Annotated in this window: 18 protein-coding genes; 4 read left to right on the top strand and 14 right to left on the bottom strand. The window is 40.7% G+C overall.

Translation table 11 applies throughout. The features are described from left to right. Positions 1-492 precede the first annotated feature (492 nt). Positions 493-702, top strand: coding sequence for a hypothetical protein (locus AACU25_RS08755; protein ID WP_096574802.1), 210 nt, complete (start codon positions 493-495; stop codon positions 700-702). 458 nt (positions 703-1160) lie between these two features. Here the strand turns inward: AACU25_RS08755 and ftnA are convergent, their stop codons facing one another. The 4 genes from ftnA to AACU25_RS08775 all read right to left on the bottom strand — a co-directional run bounded on the left by ftnA (position 1161) and on the right by AACU25_RS08775 (position 4171). Next, entirely contained in the window at positions 1161-1697 is a 537-nt protein-coding gene (ftnA, locus tag AACU25_RS08760) for a non-heme ferritin (RefSeq protein ID WP_045870275.1), read from the bottom strand. Positions 1698-1837: 140 nt separating this feature from the next. Then, positions 1838-2059 carry a FeoA family protein gene (locus tag AACU25_RS08765; protein ID WP_096574803.1) on the bottom strand — a complete coding sequence of 74 codons (222 nt, stop codon included), beginning with the start codon at positions 2057-2059 and terminating at the stop codon, positions 1838-1840. Between the two features lies 1 nt (position 2060). Continuing rightward, positions 2061-3524 (bottom strand): ferrous iron transporter B, encoded by a 1464-nt coding sequence (locus AACU25_RS08770; protein ID WP_096574804.1) that lies wholly within the window; start codon positions 3522-3524, stop codon positions 2061-2063. Positions 3525-3550: 26 nt separating this feature from the next. Next, the gene (locus AACU25_RS08775) at positions 3551-4171 is read right to left on the bottom strand and encodes a FeoB small GTPase domain-containing protein (RefSeq protein ID WP_096574805.1); all 621 of its coding nucleotides are present in this window, start codon (positions 4169-4171) and stop codon (positions 3551-3553) included. 619 nt (positions 4172-4790) lie between these two features. Here AACU25_RS08775 and AACU25_RS08780 point away from each other — a divergent pair. Beyond that, complete coding sequence (locus AACU25_RS08780; RefSeq protein ID WP_096574806.1) at positions 4791-4988, top strand: hypothetical protein; 198 nt, start codon at positions 4791-4793, stop codon at positions 4986-4988. Positions 4989-6237: 1249 nt separating this feature from the next. On the opposite strand, the gene AACU25_RS08785 is transcribed toward AACU25_RS08780, so the two are convergent. From AACU25_RS08785 to AACU25_RS08830, 10 genes are all read right to left on the bottom strand, one after another. Then, positions 6238-7026, bottom strand: a complete 789-nt coding sequence (locus tag AACU25_RS08785; RefSeq protein ID WP_096574807.1) for a glucosamine-6-phosphate deaminase — start codon at positions 7024-7026, stop codon at positions 6238-6240. A gap of 105 nt (positions 7027-7131) precedes the next feature. Then, entirely contained in the window at positions 7132-7443 is a 312-nt protein-coding gene (locus tag AACU25_RS08790; RefSeq protein ID WP_096574808.1) for a hypothetical protein, read from the bottom strand. A 261-nt stretch (positions 7444-7704) separates the two neighbouring features. Further along, positions 7705-8250, bottom strand: coding sequence for a lipocalin/fatty-acid binding family protein (locus AACU25_RS08795; protein WP_096583604.1), 546 nt, complete (start codon positions 8248-8250; stop codon positions 7705-7707). 126 nt (positions 8251-8376) lie between these two features. Then, the gene (locus AACU25_RS08800) at positions 8377-8976 is read right to left on the bottom strand and encodes a YdcF family protein (protein ID WP_096583606.1); all 600 of its coding nucleotides are present in this window, start codon (positions 8974-8976) and stop codon (positions 8377-8379) included. A gap of 85 nt (positions 8977-9061) precedes the next feature. Continuing rightward, entirely contained in the window at positions 9062-10090 is a 1029-nt protein-coding gene (locus AACU25_RS08805) for a VOC family protein (RefSeq protein ID WP_096574809.1), read from the bottom strand. A gap of 306 nt (positions 10091-10396) precedes the next feature. After that, entirely contained in the window at positions 10397-11761 is a 1365-nt protein-coding gene (locus AACU25_RS08810) for a flavin-containing monooxygenase (RefSeq protein ID WP_321206888.1), read from the bottom strand. Then, the gene (locus tag AACU25_RS08815; protein ID WP_096574810.1) at positions 11745-12572 is read right to left on the bottom strand and encodes an SDR family NAD(P)-dependent oxidoreductase; all 828 of its coding nucleotides are present in this window, start codon (positions 12570-12572) and stop codon (positions 11745-11747) included. The genes AACU25_RS08810 and AACU25_RS08815 overlap by 17 nt, the downstream gene beginning before the upstream one ends. Before the next feature lie 183 nt (positions 12573-12755). Next, positions 12756-13205, bottom strand: a complete 450-nt coding sequence (locus AACU25_RS08820; protein WP_096574811.1) for a hypothetical protein — start codon at positions 13203-13205, stop codon at positions 12756-12758. A 59-nt stretch (positions 13206-13264) separates the two neighbouring features. Beyond that, positions 13265-15472 (bottom strand): CHASE2 domain-containing protein, encoded by a 2208-nt coding sequence (locus AACU25_RS08825; protein WP_096574812.1) that lies wholly within the window; start codon positions 15470-15472, stop codon positions 13265-13267. A gap of 133 nt (positions 15473-15605) precedes the next feature. Continuing rightward, positions 15606-15896 (bottom strand): hypothetical protein, encoded by a 291-nt coding sequence (locus AACU25_RS08830; protein ID WP_321206889.1) that lies wholly within the window; start codon positions 15894-15896, stop codon positions 15606-15608. A 1277-nt stretch (positions 15897-17173) separates the two neighbouring features. On the opposite strand from AACU25_RS08830, the gene AACU25_RS08835 reads away from it, so the two are divergent. Then, on the top strand, positions 17174-18100 hold the full coding sequence (locus AACU25_RS08835) for a DUF11 domain-containing protein (RefSeq protein WP_096574813.1): 927 nt from the start codon (positions 17174-17176) through the stop codon (positions 18098-18100). Beyond that, a complete protein-coding gene (locus tag AACU25_RS08840; RefSeq protein WP_321206890.1) occupies positions 18097-21873 on the top strand; it encodes a hypothetical protein in 3777 nt (1258 codons plus the stop codon). Before AACU25_RS08835 ends, AACU25_RS08840 begins: the two co-directional genes overlap by 4 nt. The last annotated feature ends 30 nt before the right edge of the window (positions 21874-21903 follow it).

Below are 21903 nucleotides of genomic sequence, written 5' to 3' on the forward strand. Positions count from 1 at the left end.
ATTTTTAGCCCACATTTTAATTACACTAGCCTTATTTTTTGAACTGATAGTTCAAAGCCTATAAAAATACCAACTTTTGACAAAAAAAAGTCAAGATGAATTTTTAATATTGAATTTATCTGGCAAAATGGTTTATTGCAGTGCTGAGTCCTGAATGTAGGAGAGATTTTCCTACTTTCTTTGTGTATCAAGGCCTAATGAGACAAGAGATGTCATTAATTAACATTAAACATAATTTATAAAATTGGCAAGTTCATGCTGATTACTAACGCTTCAGCAAATATATTTGTATATAAAAACATCATTAAAATAATTAGCTTTGTATTGCTATGCTTAAACGTTGTTTGACGCTTTTAAGATATTGATATCTTTTTTTACTCGTAATTCAGTACTTTCCAGCTAGTAGACAGTGTATAAAGTAGCCCAACACTTTCGATGTGAAAGATTATATTCGTTGTAAAGTACTTATTTAACAATTAAAGGGTGTTCTTTATGCCTGACGACAATGAAGAGTTAATTAGGGCTATTAAAGATTTAAACTCTACTGTAAGGTCAGGATTTGTGCTCGTAGCTAATATTATATTTTTAACAGCGTCATGTATTGCTGTTGCAACTTCAAATATATCTCCTTTTAATTTCTTTTCTATAGGATTAGTTTTTTTAATTATCAAGTTGATTGCTTGGTTTGCTTCTGCAAGATAGTGTCTTTTCCGAATTTCTCTTAAAATACAAGGTTGGATTAAGCGCAACGCAACATGGAGCTTCAAAGTTTAAAATATATTTCGGTGTTGGGTTTTCTTAAGTCAACCCGACCTTGTATATTGAGAGTGAGTTTTAAAATTGTCTTTTAGTATCAAGTACAAAAATATAAAAAGAAGCTACTTGCTGGTAGCTTCTTTGTGATCATCAATGAGAAATGATTGTTGATTCTGCAAATATAGTTGTGATTATGGCAACTATATTTGCATTGAGGAGTAAACTAGCTTTTACCAGGGAATTTACAGCTAATACTCTTTAATGACCTGACACATTATCAAGTAGTCACTGTTTCCTGCCCCTATTGATTATTAAAGCGATTTTGCTCTCAAAATCATACAGACTAAAGTCATGAATGTACCATGACTTTAGTCATAAAAGCCAACGCCCTCGCTATATTTGAGTTAAGCTGCTGGTGTCGCGCTCATTGTAGTTGCTTCTTTACCTTTTGTGGCTGCTAGGTTAGCAATTTCTCGGTCGATGAAGAATATTCCCTGTCCTTCAGTACCAATCAAGTGAATTTTGTCGAGAATCCCTTTAAACAGAAACTCTTCTTGATGTTGTTCTGCTACATACCATTGGAGAAACTGTAGCGTAGAATAATCTGGTTCTGTATTTGCTAAATGTACCAACTCGTTAATTTTACGAGTAATGCTCTGTTCGTGTGCATAGATTTGTTCAAACAGTTCTGTCAGGGAAGCGAAATGAATTGGTGGAGCCTGCATCCCACCTAGTACCACTAACGCCCCCGTTTCATGTAAGTAATTAACTAAGCGGCGCATATGCATCATTTCTTCATCGGCGTGTTGACTGAGAAATGTTGCACATCCATCTAAAGCTTTGTAAGCACACCAAGAACCCATTTGCAAATAAAGATGGGAAGAATACATTTCTAGGTTGATTTGTTCGTTCAACCGATCAGTCATAGCTTGCGACAGCATAATTTCTGCTCCTTCTGAATTTCAGGGATGGGGGATTGGGGATTGGGGATTGGGGACTGGGGATTGGGGACTGGGGATTGGGGACTGGGGATGAGGGAGAAATTTCTATTGCCTATTACCCATTACCCATTACCCATTACCTAACAAGATTCCACAAAAATAGTTTGTGCTGTTTCCTTATCTAGGGCGGTGCGGGTTCTGCCGACTGTGATTATGTAAGAAGGGAAGCGTTGCTCTAGCACTAAATTGCTTCCTGGCAGAATACCGAACGCCATCAGCTTGTGTAATACGGCATCATCTTGAGTTTGTAAACACACTACCCTTTGCGGTTGACCAATTTTGACTGTTGGTAAGGCGTTCATTTTAAAAGTTAACTCCGAAGAATGTTAAGCCCAGATTGACGAGATATCCCATCAGAAAAGCGAAGGGGAAAATAAACAGTACTATTAGCCAAGTAGTTTTAGCTCCCCGTTCCTTGATCAACATTTGCAATTGGGCAATACAGGGTAAGAACAATGTCAAGACAATGGCAGCAACTACAAGCTGATTACCTGTGAGGCTTCCTTGTTGCTGTAAATCAAACAGTCCTGCGGCACCATAATCACGCCGAAAGAAGCCATAAAGGAATATCGGTGCTGCTTGTTTGGGCATTCCTAAGGCAAAAGTTAGCGGTTCAATTGCCCGAATAATTAGGTCAAATAATCCAGTTAATCGCCCTACCCAAATCAAGACTGATGCCCAGATAAACAGGGGTAATATTTCTAGGAAATACCACTTCATCCGCACCCAAGTTTTAACTACCACGTTTCGCAAGTTGGGCAATCTTAAAGGAGGAAGTTCCATATAAAATTTACCGGAACTACCAGGTAAAAACCTAGCTGTGAGATAGCCAACTACCAAGAAAATGGCACTAATAAAGCCTCCCCAAAACATCAAAGCTGCGGGTTTTTGTGCTAATAGCCCTAAAATTACCCCCCACTGTGCAGCACAGGGAATAGCCAGGGATAGTAAAAATGTGGCAATTAACCGTTCGCGTTTGGTTTCTAGGGTGCGGGTAACAATCGTTGCCATTGTGTCGCATCCAAAGCCTAACACGATGGGAATTACTGCCCTGCCTGATAAGCCAACGGATTTAAATAAGCGATCGAGCATCAAAGATAGACGTGGTAGATAGCCGCTATCTTCCAGTAACGAAAACATCAAGAAGTAAGTAGCGACTACAGGTAAGACAATGGCTGTAGCATAGCGAATCCCCAAAGTAATAATGCCATAGTCATTACCAATTAAGTCTTGGATTGGTTGCCAGGGAACGACTTGAGCAGTGATGTGGTTCACCACCGGGTTGATTTGTTCCTCAAAAACCGTTTCGATGCGATCTACGAGTTCCCCTGCTCCAAATTCTCCCACAAATTTGTACACCCCGTAGTAAAGGATGACCACAAGGATGGGAAATCCTGTGATGGGGTTGACTGTCAGCCGATGGAGTTTCTCTGCAAATGACGATCGCACTTGTTTGGTTTCATGTAGAACTGCTCGTTCTATTGCCTGCGCTTGGCTTTGGCGAGTGTGGGCGATCGCTAATCCAATGGATTGTTGTAGTTGATTTTGGGTAACAGTAATCAACACTTCCAAATGGCGACACTGTTCTTGATCCTGTTCCAAGATTTGCCACAGCCCTGGATCTTTCTGCAACAGTAATAGCGCCAAACTGCGGGGTGAAAGTGAATAATTACTAAATAAATACCGCTCACCTAAACTTTGCCACCAAGATTCTAATTGTGCGATCGCGGCTTCTATGGGTTCGGGATAGCTAACTTGACCGATCATGCCATTCTTTCCTTATCTCAAAATATTTACGCGGGAATCATGGCAGGCTGAATCGGCAGAAATGGCATAATCCTTTGTTTTAATTCATCTATACCCTGCTTTAAAGCCGCCGCCATGCACACTACTGGAATTCCTAACTCTTTCTCCAACGCATCTTGTTGCACATCCAGCCCCCAACGATGCGCTTCATCCATCATGTTGACGGCAAGTACAACAGGTAGCCCAGCTTCGATGAGTTGAAATGTCAGGGGAAGCATTCGTCCCAAATTCTTCGCATCCACTACATGAATTACGGCTGTCACAGGTTCTATGAGTAGTAAATCTCGTGCAACTTTTTCCTCTTCAGTGATCGGCATCAGTGAATACATCCCTGGTGTATCAACCACAGTCATAGTTTGGCTAGCAATCTGCATCAAACCACGACTCACCTCTACGGTTGTCCCAGGGTAATTGGAAACAGTTACATAAATGCCAGTCAATGCATTGAACAGCACACTCTTACCAACATTAGGCATTCCTACCAAGGCAATTGGTGGACTTGCAGGAACTTCCTTAGAAAATGATGGTTGATTGTTGCGAAAAAATGGCAATTTCCACGATTGTGTTCCACACGATTGGCTTTTAGATTTACATTGGTGACAGTCCATAGTATCTTCTTGTTGAGCTTGTTGAACTTGCTGAAAATTATTCTCAACATAAATTGTGAGGAACTTGTGAGGGTGTATTAATAGTGAAGAAATTTTAAATTGCGATCGCTTCCTTCAAATAGTTAATAATCTGTAAATTTTCTTAATTTTGCTAATTTTGTAGAAATTTTGCAAAAAATAGATTTAATCCGGTTTGAGCGCAGATAGCTAAAAAATGTTTTGGTTTGATTAATTAATTTGTAGAGTAATTAAATCAATATAAATGCAATTAAAAACCTATTATTCTCTGTAGTCACTCTAAATTGATAAAACATAGTGATGTGATACCTTCAATGAAGAGAGCGTTTAAAAGAGTAGCAAAGCTTGCAATCAAATTTTCATAGCATTTAAACGCTATTTGCTAAAATACTCTTAAGCTCTATCAAGCAATAGCTGATTTTTAAGAGAAAAATTTAAGTATTATTATTTATTCCTCAAGATAGAGAAATTAAAGCTGAGAGAACAGTGGCTTAATCTTCCTTAGGTATTATATAAGTCATCCTTAAAGCATGAAGTTATTACAAACTAATCTATAAGACAATATAGAGACATCATCAATGAAAAAGTGGTAGTTACGGCTATGTTTAACATTGGGGACTATGTGCTAAATCAAAAAACTGGACATCTAGGGAAAGTTATTGGTTATGGACATCAAATCATGAATAATGTCTATACAACAACTCTCAAAGTCCTGGTAGATGGAGCTAAAAACTCACAGACGAAAGAATTGGTAGTAGAAGATATAATTTCTGAATGGACTGGTTATTCACCAGCCTAAAGTTTCAGTCTCTACATTAGCCAGATGTCTCAAACAAAACTATGGCTTGCTTGTAGATAGAATATAACAATTATTACCACAAAGTAGAAGGCGAAGGCAGGGCAAATAGCCGATTAAGTTCATGAATAGATGAGGGGTGCGAGTTCCTATCAGCATAATTGCCTTCTGCCTCCAATACTTGTTGGTTAAGGGCAAAAGGGGAAGGGGAAAAGGGGCAAGAAAAAACCTTTAACCCTTACCCTTTCACCTTTTACCCAAACCAAATTCCGAGTTGAAAATTCTTAACATAGCAGTATTACTTCTGCCTCTACTTTGATTAACTTTATACAATTCAGTCAGCAACAAAAGAAACAAGGTAACTATATTATGGTGCGAGATTTAATGCTTTGTTTGCAAGAGGTTGCTTTAGAGTTTGTGCGAAAAAAATATCGCGTTACGCAACAGGTTGCTGAATGTTTTGAGAATCCCCCCTGTGGATGTATTAACCCAGGTAAGGAACTTCAGTGTGAGGACTGTTCGCATCTTGAGTCTTGTTTGTCTAATTTAAAAGCTCAAGGATTTTATAACTAAAATTTTTATAGCGCAGACTAATATTGAAGAATTACGCAGTTGACGTAGTGGACTGACAAGACTAAAGTAGTGCATTTAAAAAACCTCTTGTGGGATGGGCATCTTGCCCGTCCTGGGCGGACAAGATGTCATTGGTGTTAACTTAAGCTAAAAGCTATATAGGGCGGGCGTTGTACAAATACCTCGCGCCCTCATCCCCTAACCCCTTCTCCCCCGGGAGAAGGGGAACTAAATCTCTTGCTCCCCTCTCCTGGTGGGCTATCCATTAGTCACATCTTTCTTTACAATCTTGAAATGCTTATTTTGTGGGCATCTTGAACACTGAGGTGTCAAACATACTTGACAGATTAACTCTTAGTCTTCTCGCTAAAATTAGGTTTTTATTGAGAATTGATGACGAAGGAATCAGGGTTATAAAAAGCGTGAGTGAATACTCTCGTAAATGTTGAGAAAGATCCGGGTAATGGATAGCCTGGTGGGAGAGGGGCTGGGGGTGAGGGCGAAACCATGCAACCAAGAGGGTTTTACGTTAAGTTGACACCCATGACAAGATGTCCACCCCACAAGAAAATTATATTGCCACATTTTAGCCTTGCCATGCCAATAGGATGCGTTAGCGATAACATAACGCATCATTACCAGAGCTTTCTTACGTTACTTAATTTAGCAAATTAGAGCATTAATAATTACTAATATCAGCTAATAAACTGGCTGAATTAGTATCTATAAATAATGTAGCTTGGTTTTGTTGACGCAGAATAGAAGCAGGACATTTTGTATTAATTGGCCCGTGCAAGATATCTTTAACAATATTTGCTTTACGCTTATCCGGCGCAAGGCAGATAATTTTTTTAGCAGCACAAATTACTGGTAAGGTCACTGTAAATGCATATTGTGGTACATTTTCTAGGCTGGGAAACTGACCAGTATTTACTTGTTGTTGTCGATTGATCGCATCTAGTTTTACTAGTTTCACCCTGTAAGGATCTTGAAAATCTGCTACATAGGGATCGTTAAAAGCTAAATGTCCATTTTCGCCAACACCAAGACAGCATAAGTCAATTGACTGTGCTTGCAGGAGTTTACTATAGCGATCGCACTCTGCTAATGGTTGCAATGTATCACCTTCAATATAGTGAAATTGCTTAGGGTGAACTCGCTGTTCTACAAGTTCTCGCAGATAGCGGCGGAAACTAGCAGCATGATCGCTAGAAATTCCTAAATATTCATCTAAATGAAATAGAATAATTCTCGACCAATCTACACCACCTAAGTTAATTAATGCATCGAGAAATTTCAGTTGAGAATTTCCGGTTGCTAACAATACAGCAGCAGTATCTTTTTGCTGAAGCACATTTTGTAGATATTGTTGGGCAATGGCTGCAACATCTTGTGCCATTTCGGATTCATTGTTGTAAATTTGCACCGTCAACTCATCAACACGAAAACTTTTTGTAGCGGCTAGCATTGGTTATACAGATAGTGATGAATATAGATATAATCTCTTCACTTTAGTAAGTATCTGAGGTTTTAACAACCCCCAAATAATTGAGGCAAGTAGTATAGTTATTAACTAGCCAAAGGAACTCACATTTTGTAATAAACAAGCAGCAATTTCTTCCCATTCCTGGTTTAGTCCACCAGAAAATTCTGGCTGATTGCTGCGTCGATACCAGTAGCGTGCATTGCTCAAATCACCTTCTTTACGGTGTAAATAAGCATGAACCCAGCCACTATCATTATCGCTAGCATTTTGCACTATTTCATGAGCTTTTTCCCAGTCACCTTTTTTATCATAAAACAGCGCTTGTAGCGCTTTTGGCAAGGTATTTGGGCATAAGCGATGTTGTGCAATTAACTGTTGAAATTCAGCTAGATTTACCATAGCTAGTCAAACAATAAGCTGTTAAGCATATAAGAAAGCACATTGAGACTGCAGGGGGGCAGGGAGCAGGGAGCAGGGAGCAAGGGAGAGGGTTTGCAGCTTTTACCAACATAAACAATGATGCAATTTAAATGACGATTAGCTTATTAACTCTCTATTTTAAGAATAGAGGTAAATCAGTTTATAGCCAGTCAAACTCCAGGTGGGCATTTGTAAAATTTCGTAGTGCCCACCCTGCAATAATTACTAACTTTTTCGCTGTTAAATGCGGCTATTTGGCTTTGGCTTCTTCAAGGAGACAATTTCAAACTCAAAAGATGCAATTAAACGATCCTCAATATAGACCTGTATCTTATGTTTACCATCTGGATCTCCAGGTGCGATCGTCCAGAAGTTTTGAATCATACCATCGGTAGTTGTTTGCGTGCGCTTTGTCACTGCTTCTTTGCCATCGGGAGAGATTGCTAGGTCTTGTCCAGTATCTACACCCCAGGTTTCTGGACGTTTTGGCAATCGCAGGATTTCTCGCCATGTCACTGCACCCTTGTAGTCTTTGAGTTGAATTTGCCAGCCGTATTTGCTCCCCTCTTGCAGTGGCACTCTAAAGGTGGGGATAAAGGTAACTTTACCCTGGGAGCCAACGCGTTGTACCCCAAAATCAGCTTTATTCACAATAATTGGTTGACTATCTTTTTTTTGAGCTTCCCTTTGTGAAGCAGCCGCTACAGGTTTAATTGGTTCAGCAGCTATAACCCCAGTTGTTAACCAAGAAGAAGTTAGTACAACAGTCACAGCCCAAATTCTCATCAACATAATTTTTTGGTCGGATCTTTTGGTACTTATTCAAGTCTTCTAGTCTATCTTCCGGTTGAGGTTGCTAATAATTAAACTGATTTATTTTTATTTTAAAATCTCTAAAAATCAAGCAAAAAGTTAAATTTTAAACACTAAGTAGACAAGGTAAAAATAAGTTTCTCGTATCAGAAATTGCATCTGACTAGAAAAACTGCGGTAGCGAGTTGTTGGTGTAGGTGATGGATAAGCATCCATGCCTAAATGGCGTGCCATCAGTACTGCACGTTTCATGTGCAATGGATCGCTGACAATGAGAAATTTATTTAATTGATAAATAGATGCTACTAACTGAGCATTTTTGAGATTCTGGGAAGTAGTTCTAGATTCAGTTTCCGTGAGAATATCAGTTACTTTTACTTTGTTTGCCAAAGCATATTTTTTGCCAACTATAGCTTCAGCAGGTTCATTAATTTCACCCACTCCACCAGTAAAAATTAACTTAGTAACATTCTGATTTTTATACAAATTAATTGCATGATTAATTCGTTCTCGAAAAACTGGCGATGGTTCTTCTCCCCAGACTGCTGCCCCTAAAACAATGGCTGCTTCTGCTTTTGTATCAGTAATTTTATTACCGTACAAATAAATACTTGTAGCTGTAGATGTTATTGCTAGTAATAGGGCAGATAAAAAACTGAGTAAAATTAGCTTTACCCATCGAGGTTTAAATTTTGGCATTTTATATTTGGTGTTTGTCATTTGGTATTCGGTGTTAGGAATTTTCCCAATTACCAATTACCCATTACCAATGACCAATTCCCGATCAATTTTCTACCAAAGTCCAGTAGTAGCCATCAGGCGCAGTGAACGAGAAACTCATCTCGCCAAATTCATTGGTGACGATGTTAGTGATATTTTGGGCTGAACTTTCGCGAATGCGATCGCAATATGCCTGTATTCCCCGCACTCGATAGGTATATAATGACATTCCTAAGCAACCTGGTTGTGCGGCTTCAAACCGCGATTCTAACTTTATGGAATCAGGAAACCGTGTGATAAACAGCCTACCACTGCGTGCAGTCAGGAAGTCAGACGCAGAGGAACGCGGATCGTCGAAGGCGGTAATAATAAATTTCTCACCTGGGTTGAGGTCAAAAAAATCTCGCCCTGCGGGTGAAAATTCGTACCTAGTCTCGACATCATCACGTACTCGTAGCAAACCCAACACGTCTTCGTAAAACTTGAGAATTTCTTTGCTATCATCCTGAACAATTAACCCCATGTGGGTAAATTGACTAGTCTTAAATGGGGCATTTGGGTTAATTTGCCCGTAATTTGGTAGTGTATAGCCAAATCTTTGAAATAAGACTTGTCTAGTTAAGGGTTGCAATAACAACATTTCTCGCACCCCAACAGCCGGATCGATAAAAGGACGGCTGATTTTATCTTTGTTGTAGATAATATCCCAGTAAAGATTGCTGAATCTAATATCCCAACCTGCAGCTTTTACTTGCTCTGCATGATTTAAGATACTTAAGCCATCAGCAGTTAAGGTAGTTGCCCAACGATTTCCCTTAACTTTCATTGAACTGATTCCCAAACCCTTATTAGTCGGATTTTGCCAAACCATCAACCGAATTAATCCATGATCCGCTTCTTGATGATAAAGACGGATTGATTTTAACGCTGAATTTACACTATATAGTTGTTGAGCAATATCTGCAGATAATTCACCAACTTGACCTATACGGTAACCAAACTGTTCCCAATATTGAATCGCAGCAATTGCTTCGGGAACTCCAATGCATACTTCATAAATGCCTTCAATTGTATGCTGTTCAGCCTGATTCATAAGGATTTTGAATCTTATATTTTGATGGGTTTGTTGACTTATTTAGGAAGATACTAATTTGGCAATGATTAGCTTTACAAAGATTGCCAAGAAATCCAAATTATCAAATTTTATTGTCGGGTGTGTTGTCGCACAGCGTAACGCACCATTGCATAATCAACAGGGTGCGTTAGCCTACGGCATAACACACCCTACCTTAAATGTATATTTTTAATATACATTGAACTATTATTTCTGTCTGATAAAATTCTTCTCCCCTTATCCCCTTGCTTACACAGCAACAAAATACTTTTGTAGTTGATTTAATTAACAACTAAGCTTTTCGGTGATTTGTGCAGCCGGAAGCGGTTGATTACGAAAATTAGGATATTTGCTATCAACTCGATGAGCTTTTGTAACTATCCAATTAAATAACCAACTAACGAACTTTACTTGCCTAAAAATGTGTTGTGGATCGGCTAGGTGAGTTGTTGGTAATTGTTGACCCATTTCTTTGAGAACCAAACCAATAGGCACATTGATTTCATCTTGAAGTTTGAGAAACCGCATGAACAAGGAATTGCTAGCGGAAATCAGCGAACCTACTCCACCTCTTGCTTGTCCCCAACCAATCACATATAGCCCTTTGTAATCTGAGAAAAATGAGCCGCCATAACATTGCACTGTTGCACCTTTCACACGCTGAAGTTCTAAAGGTAGAAAGGGATAGGCAACATAATAGCCAGTAGCACAAATTATTAAGTCAAATGCTTCACGACTACCATCAACAAATTCCACTTCCCAACCATCCAAACGCCGCACTGCAGGCTTGGGAGTAATTCGCCCATGTTTGATGTAATAGGGTACTTCGTTATTTAGAGTTGGATGTTTGGCAAAAATTCGATAATTGGGTTGAGGTAAACCGTAACTTTTATGTGTACCAAAAGTCAGACGGATAATTGCATAAGCTAAAAGCCGTTGTAACCATTGTGGCATCCACCATCTCATCAGTTCGGCGGTTGGGACTCCTGCAAAAGACTTGGGAATAAACCACACTGATTCACGCATACTCAAAACAGATTTAGCACCAACCCGTGCTGCTTCTGCGGCGACATCGCAAGCTGAATTTCCGCCACCAATTACTAAAACTCGTTTACCAGTTAGCTGTTTTGGATGTTTGTAATCTTTGGAATGAATAATTTCTCCATTAAATTCGCCTTGAAATTGCGGAAATCGCTTGCACCAGTGATGACCATTACAAACCAGTACTCCTTTATAAATTCGCTGTTCTCCATTAGCAAAGGAAACTTGCCAGAGATTATTTTCAATTGGTCGCACATAACTAACTGTGCAATTTAGTTTAATATGTTCCCGTAAACCAAAATGATCGGCAAAAGAGTTTAAATAATCCCGCATATTTTGCGCGCTAGGAAAATCGGGATAATTATCTGGCATAGGGAAGTGTGTAAATTCGGTAATCTTGCGTGACGAAATGATATGTGCAGTTTCATAAACGCCGTGATACCAATTACCACCAATATCGTCACTAGCATCGACTTGATCGTAAGGAATATTAGCTGATTTGAGCATTTCAGCCATACCCAAGCCGACAAAACCAGCCCCAATAATTAGATGTTTTTCTTTAGTCTCAACTAGGTTTTGAGTTGGAATGAAATTACTGACGTTGAGCAAGTTTCAACCTCCTGGTAAATGCATGACTAATCAAGTCCAATAGCAACGGTGAATATCTTTTGAGAAGATGCACGCTTCTGGCAGTTGGGTCAGGAAATACGTGCAGTTTGTCGTTAACAATTCCTTGAATGGTGGCGCGCATTACGTCTACTGGATCTGTGGCCAAGCTTTCTGGAAAGCCTTGTTCTATTAGCTTACTTAAACTGCCAAAGCTTTGCGATCGCAAAATTGGAGTACGACTAAAGAAAGGGTAAACAGCCGTAACTTTGACTTGATGTTCTCTGACTTCATTGAATAGCCCTTCGCTAAACCCTCGTAAGCCGAATTTACTAGCTGAATAATGAGCCATTCCTGCGGTAGCTGACCAGCCTGCTAAGGAAGAAATATTCACGATATGACCTTTTCTACGAGTAATCATATCAGCAGCAAAGAGGGAACTTAAACGCATGGGTGCTAACAGATTTACCTGCATTAGTTGCTCCCATATCTCGCTAGGAACTTCATCCATGCGACCGAAAAGTCCTATTCCTGCATTATTGATTAATATATCCACTGGGATATCAAGTTTTTTAACTTGCTGATAAAGGTTTTCGCTTCCCTCGCGAGTAGCTAAATCTACAGCTAGACAAGCAATCACCTCTCCAGTACTAATTTCACTTTGAATTGCTTCTACTTTTTGATGCAAAATTGCTGCATCCAAATCCGTTAGAATTAGTCGGCTACCAGCCTTTAATAATTGTCGGGTTAATTCCTGTCCAAATCCGCCAGATGCACCAGTAATTAGTACAACAGCTTTATATAACTGCGTCACGTCGCTTTGCTCCGAATTCAAAATTCAAAATTCAAAATTCAAAATTAAAGACCCCACGAATAAATCCGGTGGCTTGAATAAGATGCGTTACGCTGCGCTAACGCATCCTACATTAAAAATCAAATAAATAGTTTTATATAATTTGTTCACCAACAAAATATGGTTGTAAGATTAACCTATTGGTTATTTGTCTTCGCTACGATACCAGCCAGCAGGAATGACTTCAAAATCCCAGATATCTTGAAAGACATATACCCTGTCTAACATTTCTGATGGGGCAATTGCATTTTGATTTCCTTCTTTCCAATCTTTGCGATCAACAGTTCCCATCACCATATAATCATTGCCTATAATTTTTGGGTTGGATTGGATAAAACCTGCAGTCATTAATGATTCAAGTTCCTGCTTTTTGGCAATAATCAGGTCACATCTTTCACAATATTTGCATTGCTTATTTAAAATAAACAGCTGTTGCGGCTGAATGTGAATGACTAAAGGAAATTTACGAACTTTGGTTTTAATATCACATTTTGGGCATTTAGTAAATGCACAATCAGAATAGGTATTCAGGAAAAACTTATGGCGTTCTTTCCACTTCCGATTTGCTATTGTTGGGGAACTTTTTTTAGGCATGGTTGTTGCTTAACTTGTTGTTTAAAAAATTTAAGTTAATTAACATTTGGGCTGAAAATTTACTTTCCCAGCGACTTTAAATCTTGAATTACGTCAATTGCCGATTGATAGCGATCGCTAAAATGATAACGCACCATCCTATCTAAAATTTCTGCAAATTCTTCGCTAACTTGGGCGTAAACACGCCAGATAATATTTCCTGTATCGGGATCGGGATGCAGTTCCTGTGGTTGTATCCCCGTTAAAGCCTGAATTCCAATCATCCCCAAAGCGTAAATATCACTGCATAATCGGGGATGACCTGCAAATTGTTCTGGTGGTGCGTAACCTCTGGTTCCAATGGCTACTGTGGCTAATTCTGTTTGTTCGCTATTGGGAGGTTGCATTAATTTAACTGCACCAAAGTCAATCAATACTAATCGGCGATCGTCAGCAGATCTAATAATATTATGGGGTTTAATATCTCGATGAATTACCCGATGCTCATGGACAAATTCCAAAACCTCTAAAACGCCTTTGAGCATATCGATAACTCCAGATTCATTCTTGACACCCTGTACAGGTGGTAATTCTTCGTGTAAAGTATGCCCAGGAATATACTGTTCAACTAAATAAAATTCTTGATTTTCTTCAAAATAAGCTAGCAATTCTGGTATTTGCTGATGCTTGCCTAATGCGGCTAAAATCTCTGCTTCACTATTAAATAATCTGCGAGCAACTTCTAAAAATTTAGTATCTCGACGTGCTGGCATTAACTGTTTCACAACACAAGTAGGATGACCAGGACGTTGAGTATCATGTGCTAAATAAGAGCAACCAAAGCCCCCAGAACCGAGAATTTTGGCGATTTGATAACGCCCGCCCAAAAGAAAATCACCCGTTATTTTTGGTTTTAAAATTTCGGGGCTTTGGTGATAGTGTTTGTCTTGAATTAACTTGTCTGCTTTAGTTTCTTGTAAGAGGATATCTAACTGTTCAATTACCTCTTTTTGCTTTTCAACTTGCAGAATAATTAACCGAGTTTGCTGTTGAGTCTGGTATGTAGTGTAAGTCATAACACTCATACCAGTAATTAGCAAAGTTAGGGTAGGTGGGATAAGTGGAACCCATCCAGAAAAGAGAAACAAACCAAAGCAAATGCCCACCAACCCAATTAATGTTATACCACCAATGGTCACCAATAATAAAGGATGCCGCAGTCGCCATGCTATTGTTCCACCTATTAATGACCAAGCCCATATCCAGAGAATTTCCGTCCAGTTTGGCCAGTCCCAAATCAAGGATTTCCCATCCAGTACAGTGCTGATGATTTGGCTGGCTATTTGTGCTTGAATGAATACCGCAGCCATTCTCGCAGGTTCATCTGGGGCTGCACTATAAGGTGTGTAATAACCTGGATGAATAGTCGCAGCATTCGCACCAATGAAGACTAAACGGTCTTTAATTTGTTCGGGTTTAAGCTGATTTTTCAGAACTGCTGTTAAGCTGACTTCCTGTACAAAATTAGCTGGCTGACGGTAATTTAACAGTATTTGGTAGCCTTCGGCATCCAAGTTTTCATAGCTACCAAAATTACTAGTCAATATGGGAATCATAGTTTTCCCAATCGAGAGATGTTGCTGATCGGGAAAATCTAATTCCAGTCCCGCTTTCTCTAGATAACTAATTGCAGCTAAAGCCGCAAAGGAAAATTCTGTTGTACATTTTTTATCTGCAGAGTGAGAAAATAACAATGCTCGCCGGACAATTTGATCGCTTTCACTGTCAGGAATTAAATCGTTAAAGCCAATATTATCTATAGATAAATTCGATGGTGGTGGGATTTCTGGTCTCCCTATAGTACTTTTCGCGCAAGTAGCAATGATATTTTGGGGATTTGCAATTCCCGCAGTTAAATTTTTTTGCTCTGGTCGATATAGATTTAAAGCAATGACACGAGGTTGATAAGACTCTAATTTTTGTAACAGTTGATTGACAGTCTTATCTAATAATGGCCACTGATAGCGCGCTAGATCCTGTTGCGTAATGGTGACTAATAAAATGCGATTGTCACGCGGTTGTGTAGGGCGCGATCGCAACATCTGATCGTAGGCTTTTAACTCCCACGACTGCAACCATTTCAGTTCCCTCACTCCCCAGACTACAGCTGTAACTCCCAAACTACTGCACAGGACAATTTGCAGCCACTTCTTGCTGGAGTAAGTGTCACGGGTAATTTTATCTTTGGTCAACGCCGTTCGGAGTTTTTGTAAGATACCGCTAATCACAGAGTTGAGGCAATAGCCCGAATGTGGTAGATGTTACAGTCCTGAGATTTCAGATTATAGGCTTTTGGTTAATCAGCTTTCACTAATACTCTATTTAATTTAGCAATTGATGTTTGGTGTTTGTGGTTAGGTATTAGTTATTTCCCCTTGTCTCTCCCTGATCCACCTTGTCCCCAGTCCCTAGTACCCAGTCCCCAGTCCCTAAAACAGGCACAGATGTAGAATCTAACTGTGATGGTTCAGGCGATCGCTCAATGGTTGCATCATTAAAATAAGAACCAACAATCTTGTCGTAGTTAGAAGCAACGGCTAAAAATGCGCCACCTAAAATATAAATCGGTAAAGGCAGGCTAAATTCCTGTACCCAGTCAAATAGTTCCGCCAAAGCAAACAATACAAAAAAGCAAGCAAGCCAAATCCTCATTTTTTTCTCTCCCGCGTGCAGGCAACTCTAATCATAGGGTAGACAGCTTGCATGATACTTGGGGTGCATCTGAAGATATCTGTTGCTGTCTTCTACTTAATAGCCTTTATTACCACTAATGTATTTTATGTTGCAAGGGTTGGTGTTTCATCATTAGTTTGAGTGGCGCTAGTGAAGTATCAACCTTTGCTGAATTGAAATTTTAAATTTTTATCAGCGACTTGAGAACGGTTACTTGAGTGCAAATAACCTAACTCACTCGCATAAGTGTTCTTTCTTTGACATGAAGCTCGTTCATATTGTTAACCAGCAAAGCCAAGGCATAAATTAGAATTCATCAGATGATCCCGCATTTGCCCAACGATCAAGACCAGTAAATACAGTTAATAGCTAGCGAACAGAGCAATATTATCAGGTTTTCTATACAATAATTATAAACCGATCAAAACTGTCATAAGTAGTGTTTTCTCTGCTATCGCGACTAACAGCACTGTCGTGCTTGTTTTATATACGTACGTATGACACTTTTACAAGTGGTTTATTGTGATCGGAATCAATGACTACTTCTGTATTTTGAAATATCAGTATATTATTGTTGTCATAGTGTTGCAGCTAAAAAGGCAGCCCTTGTGTTTAACTTGGGTACGAATTTGTGAATATGCTTTTCTCGTCAAAATCAAAGCTGAAGACAAAGGAGTAGTAAAGTAATGTAAAGGGCGTAAGGAGCCATAAACCTTAGCTGAACAACAAAATATCTCTCGTCTTTCAGGAGAAATTATGTTCATATTTCTCTGTTTGAAGATTAGAGAATTGAGTGGTGCATGACCTACACTTTATAGCATCAACCTACTTGAGGATGATGAAATAGAGGCTGGTATATATAAATATTTTCTATCATTTGTAGATGATGTATGCAATTTAAGATAGAAATTTGCGTACAATATTTTGTTGTGTAATTATGTCATCAACCTTGGTGCAAAAATACTCAATAGTATTATCTAAGCTTATATACATAGTTCAAGGTTTATATTTGGAATTACTTAATCATGGTTAAATGATGAAGTAGTCAGCAAGTTCTGCTTTGGCTACACATTCTGATAATATGTCTGAACAACCAAGTAATTAAAGATTCTGTAAAGACACTAGTATTGAGTGCAATTTTGTGAAAGGCTAGAAAGCCTTGACTGTTTTATCAAATAAAAAATCAAACAAATGAGAGTTTTTAATTAAAAACTCTCAAATTTAAAAAAACTGCTGTTATCGATTGATGCCTTACAATGACATCTACCTTCTTATGGTTGAGGTCTAAGAGCCTCTTTTTTGCATTTTTTTCTTTAGGGTTACTTGCTGATGCAAGTATGCCTGTTAATGCTCAAGTATCTATCATTAGAAATACTGCTGGCGCGGGTGCAAATAATCTGCCACGACGCAGTTCAAACGAAGTGAGATTAACAGCTTCGCAAGCTGCTTTAGAAATTATTAAAACAGGCGATCGCGCCGCCGCCGAACCAGGCGACACAGTTCTTTATCGTCTTGCTATTAGAAATACTGGTAGATCTGCTGCAAGAAATCTCACCATTACAGACAGGCTTCCTTTAGGATTGCGATTTATTTCCAGATCGCTGCAAGGTTCGATTGCTGGTACATCGGTATCTTTAACCGCTAACACGGGTGCAAATCGGGCGGTGACTCTGACAGTCAACCCAGCCACAGAACTACAACCTAACCAAACTTTGAATGTAGTTTATGCCGTTGAAGTCACCCCAGATGCGATTCGAGGAACTGGGAGAAACTTAGCGCAAGCTCAAGCTGGAACTTTGATAAGTAACCAATCCAGCCATCTGTTGCGAATTCGCCCAGGAATTATCTCTGATTGTGGCACCATCATTGGGCGCGTTTTTGTGGATAAAAATTTTGATGGCGAACAACAGCCCAACGAACCTGGAGTTCCCAACGCCGTAGTGTACATGGATGATGGCAATCGCATTGTTACAGATGCCAATGGATTATTCTCCTTGGCAAATGTCATATCGGGTTATCGGTCTGCAACGTTGGACTTGACTAGCTTACCAGGCTATGCACTGGCACCTAACAACTACTTCATTGAAAGAAATAGCCAGTCGCGGATGGTGAAATTAGCACCCAGTAGCTTGGTAAGAGTCAATTTTGGCGTAACGCCTGCGTTTTCGGGGGGTAAGCGATGAAAACTAGAAAACAAAGAGTGATTTATACCGTAGATCGGAGTGTGATTTCTAAAATCAAATGTACCTTGCCGCTAAGGGATAGCGTCCAAACACAAAAATTATCAATTTTGCGCTTGGCTTGGCAAAGTAAGGGTAAAAAAGTCATATTACTGGCATTTTTGGCATTGATTGCCCCTTCTTTATTCGAGATCAACACCCCTAATAACCAAGCCTTCGCCGCCGAGCCAGAAAACAGCGAACCACCAACTGTTGCTCAACCCGAAGCAGCAGTATTACCAGAGGCGCAAACAGGGGCTAATGAGGTAATTGCTCAAGCCTTCCCTACTACTACACCTTCCTCTAACGATCCAGGCTCGATATTTCCGCCAGATCCAGCTGCCCAATTTCAGCAAAATCCCAACTCTCCGGTTATTCAACCACAAACAATCCCGGTACCCACTCCCACACAGTCACCACCAGCCGCTACACCCACGACTGGAGCGCCGAGTGCCAAAAATAAATTCAAAATCGATATTTTACCCGTTGGCGATCCCCGAGTCCAAGCAGATGGCCGCTCTACAATTAGGCTACAAGGACAAATTACCGATGACCAAGGTCAACTAATTACTGAAGATTTAGTAGTAACTTTGACCACTAGTGCTGGTAAATTTGTTGGCACAGATCAAGACAAAGACCAAGCCGGGTTTCAGGTACGCGCCATAGATGGGGAATTTACCGCAACTCTGCAATCAGATATCAAACCCCAACAAGTCAGAATTCGCGCTGCTGTAGAGAAAATTACCACGCGATCGCCTCAAATTCAACCTGGAGATTTATCATTTCCCCAACAAACAGATACCTCCCTCCTCGACAAAATTGGGGAAGCACCTATTGAGGCTTATACCCAAGTTGAATTCACTACCTATCTGCGTCCTTCCCTCACCACAGGGATAGTTAACCTCCGCATTGGGCCGAGGGGAACCGACTACTGGGGCAGTTTTCAAGACTTCCTCAACCCCGATAGAACAGGGGGAACCCAAGTTGATTTAACTGCGGCGGTATTCACCACAGGTAAAGTTGGTGATTGGTTATTTACCGGAGCATTTAATAGCGAACGCCCAATTAACCAAGATTGTGAAGGTAGAAACCGATTATTTGGCGGCGTGCAGTTCTGCGAACAGCAATATCCCGTCTACGGCGACAGTTCTACAGCTACACCCACCACCCCCTCTATTGATAGTTTTTATGCACGTTTAGAGCGCAGTTCCTCCGTTCCCGGAGCAGAACCAGATTATTTGATGTGGGGGGACTACAACACTCAAGAATTTGCGAGAACCTCCCAACTATTTACAGCCACTTCCCGCCAATTACATGGCTTCAAAGCTAACTACAACTTTGGCCCCTTGCAAATTACCGGGTTATACGCCAACAACATCGAGGGGTTCCAACGAGATACGATAGTCCCCAACGGCGTGAGTGGTAACTATTTCCTCTCCAAACGGTTGTTAATTCCAGGGAGTGAAACCGTTTATCTGGAAGCCGAAGAAATTAATCGCCCCGGTACAGTAATTCAGCGTCAACAGTTGTTTCGCGGCCCAGATTACGAAATCGACTACGATCGCGGCACACTTTTGTTCCGTCGTCCCATCTTAGCTACAGAACTTAACCCGTTTGGAGCCACCTTAGTTAGACGTATTGTTGTTACCTACCAAAACGAAGGCGGAGAGGACACCAAACTTTACGGTGGACGACTGCAATACAACCTATCCCAGGATTTAGACAATAAATCCTATATAGCTGGTAGTTACCTGCAAGAAGACCAAGGTAGCCAGGATTTTCAACTCTATGGCGCAGACTTCTTATTATCTTTTGGTAGCGCAGGTAGAGTAATTGGGGAGTATGCCCGTTCTAATAGCACCCTCGTGAACGGCCAAGATGGCAACGGTTCTGCTTACCGCTTAGAAGCATTTGGTAACCTAGGCGATCGCTTATTAGGTCAAGCCTATTACCGGGCTGTAGAACCCAACTTTGCCAACAATTCCACCTTTAGCTTTACACCCGGACAAACACGCTACGGGGCCTCTCTCATAGGGAAAGTCACCGATACCACTAGCTTGACAGTCGGTTACGACTTTGAAGAGAACTACGGTACAGCAGCCACAGGCTTAAATAGTGTCCTCGGCTTTTTTGACCTCTTCGATCCCCAACCCCAAGCCCGCCCCGGAGAAACAGTTAACAACACCCTCCAAACCTTCCGCGCAGGGATACTGCAAAGAGTAGGCCCGGCGGATGTGAGTTTAGAGTATGTTAATCGTTCCCGCGAAGACAGGATTAGCAATCGCTTTAGTGGCAGTGCCGATCAATTAGTATCGCGGTTGAAACTGCCATTAACACAATCCTTAACTTTCCAAGGGCAAAATGAACTCAATTTAGGCGGTAGCGACCCCCTCTATCCCAACCGCACCACCTTGGGTTTAGATTGGAAAGCCTATCCCGGCGTGACATTCCGCCTAGCCCACCAATTCTATGACGACAGCAGCTTAATTCCTGGTAACTCCATCACCACCCTAGACACAATCCTCGATCGCAAACTCTCCGAAGACACCAGTTTGATCGGTCGTTATTCAGTGCTATCAGCATTTAACGGACTCCAAGGTCAAGGTGCTGTAGGGTTAAATCATCGTTGGGCGGTGGCTCCAGGATTGCGTGTTAACCTGGGCTACGAATACATATTTAAGAACATCTTTAACGGTACTGCTGCTGGTTCCCAGTTTGGGCAATATTATGCAGTTGGGCAAACAGCCTCCACCCTAGGGCTATTTTCTGGTTCCGTTTATAGTGTCGGGTTTGAGTACACCGATAACCCCGAATTCCAAGCCAGCACCAGATTCGAATATCGTGATGGCGATGAAAGCAACAATTTAGTTATTTCCGCCGCCGCCGCCGGGAAACTTTCACCAGCTTTAACGGCCTTAGTGCGCTACCAACAAGCCGGAGAAGCCAACGTCTTTTTACCTTCTACCGTTGGTGTGGTGGCTGAAGGCGTGAGATTCCAAGAACTAGGCGATACCTCCAACCTCAAAATTGGTTTAGCCTACCGCGATCCCAGCAACGATAAATTCAACGCCTTACTCAAATATGAGTGGCGGCAAAACTTCGACTCCATCCCCGAAGCCCAATTAACCGGAAGTACCGCCACAGGACAAATCTTTTCTGCAGAAGCCATCTACGCCCCAAGTTGGCGCTGGGAATTTTACGGCAAATACGCCCTACGTAATGGCATAACATTTTTAAATGGCGATCGCTTCGATGCTAATGTCAACTTAGCCCAGCTAAGGGCAACTTACAGACTCGGTTACCGTACCGATTTAGCAGTAGAAGGACGCTGGATTGGGCAAACCTCCAATAGTGGCACCAACTACACCGAATTTGGCGTAGCTGTAGAGTCTGGGTATTATTTAACCCCCGATTTACGCATAGGCTTAGGCTACAGCTTTGGTAGTGTCGATGACCGGGATTTTACTGGCTACCGTTCCGAAGGTGGCGTTTATCTCAATATCAGCTTGAAGTTGAATGAACTTTTGGGTGGCTTTGGCTTGCAAAAACCTGTACCCAAGCAAGAACAAGAATCGGAAGTACAACCCCTTGCTCAAGTACAGCCGACATCCCAACGCCAACTTATTAATACTCTCAAACAAGCACAAGCACTTCCCAAACCCCCTGAATCGGACACATCCCAAAGTAAACTCTTTGAGCTGATTAAGCGTTGGAAACAGCCACAAGCATCGAACTAATAACAAAGTCCAGATTCAAGGTGTATAGGA

The organism is Tolypothrix tenuis PCC 7101 (assembly GCF_963874875.1).
Lineage (GTDB): Bacteria > Cyanobacteriota > Cyanobacteriia > Cyanobacteriales > Nostocaceae > Aulosira > Aulosira tenue.

Bases quoted from the DNA above. Each gene is read 5' to 3' on its own strand.
- AACU25_RS08755 (WP_096574802.1), top strand. From the start codon at position 493: ATGCCTGACGACAATGAAGAGTTAATTAGGGCTATTAAAGATTTAAAC.
- ftnA (WP_045870275.1), bottom strand. From the start codon at position 1,697: ATGCTGTCGCAAGCTATGACTGATCGGTTGAACGAACAAATCAACCTA.
- AACU25_RS08765 (WP_096574803.1), bottom strand. From the start codon at position 2,059: ATGAACGCCTTACCAACAGTCAAAATTGGTCAACCGCAAAGGGTAGTG.
- AACU25_RS08770 (WP_096574804.1), bottom strand. From the start codon at position 3,524: ATGATCGGTCAAGTTAGCTATCCCGAACCCATAGAAGCCGCGATCGCA.
- AACU25_RS08775 (WP_096574805.1), bottom strand. From the start codon at position 4,171: ATGGACTGTCACCAATGTAAATCTAAAAGCCAATCGTGTGGAACACAA.
- AACU25_RS08780 (WP_096574806.1), top strand. From the start codon at position 4,791: ATGTTTAACATTGGGGACTATGTGCTAAATCAAAAAACTGGACATCTA.
- AACU25_RS08785 (WP_096574807.1), bottom strand. From the start codon at position 7,026: ATGCTAGCCGCTACAAAAAGTTTTCGTGTTGATGAGTTGACGGTGCAA.
- AACU25_RS08790 (WP_096574808.1), bottom strand. From the start codon at position 7,443: ATGGTAAATCTAGCTGAATTTCAACAGTTAATTGCACAACATCGCTTA.
- AACU25_RS08795 (WP_096583604.1), bottom strand. From the start codon at position 8,250: ATGAGAATTTGGGCTGTGACTGTTGTACTAACTTCTTCTTGGTTAACA.
- AACU25_RS08800 (WP_096583606.1), bottom strand. From the start codon at position 8,976: ATGCCAAAATTTAAACCTCGATGGGTAAAGCTAATTTTACTCAGTTTT.
- AACU25_RS08805 (WP_096574809.1), bottom strand. From the start codon at position 10,090: ATGAATCAGGCTGAACAGCATACAATTGAAGGCATTTATGAAGTATGC.
- AACU25_RS08820 (WP_096574811.1), bottom strand. From the start codon at position 13,205: ATGCCTAAAAAAAGTTCCCCAACAATAGCAAATCGGAAGTGGAAAGAA.
- AACU25_RS08830 (WP_321206889.1), bottom strand. From the start codon at position 15,896: ATGAGGATTTGGCTTGCTTGCTTTTTTGTATTGTTTGCTTTGGCGGAA.
- AACU25_RS08835 (WP_096574813.1), top strand. From the start codon at position 17,174: ATGACATCTACCTTCTTATGGTTGAGGTCTAAGAGCCTCTTTTTTGCA.
- AACU25_RS08840 (WP_321206890.1), top strand. From the start codon at position 18,097: ATGAAAACTAGAAAACAAAGAGTGATTTATACCGTAGATCGGAGTGTG.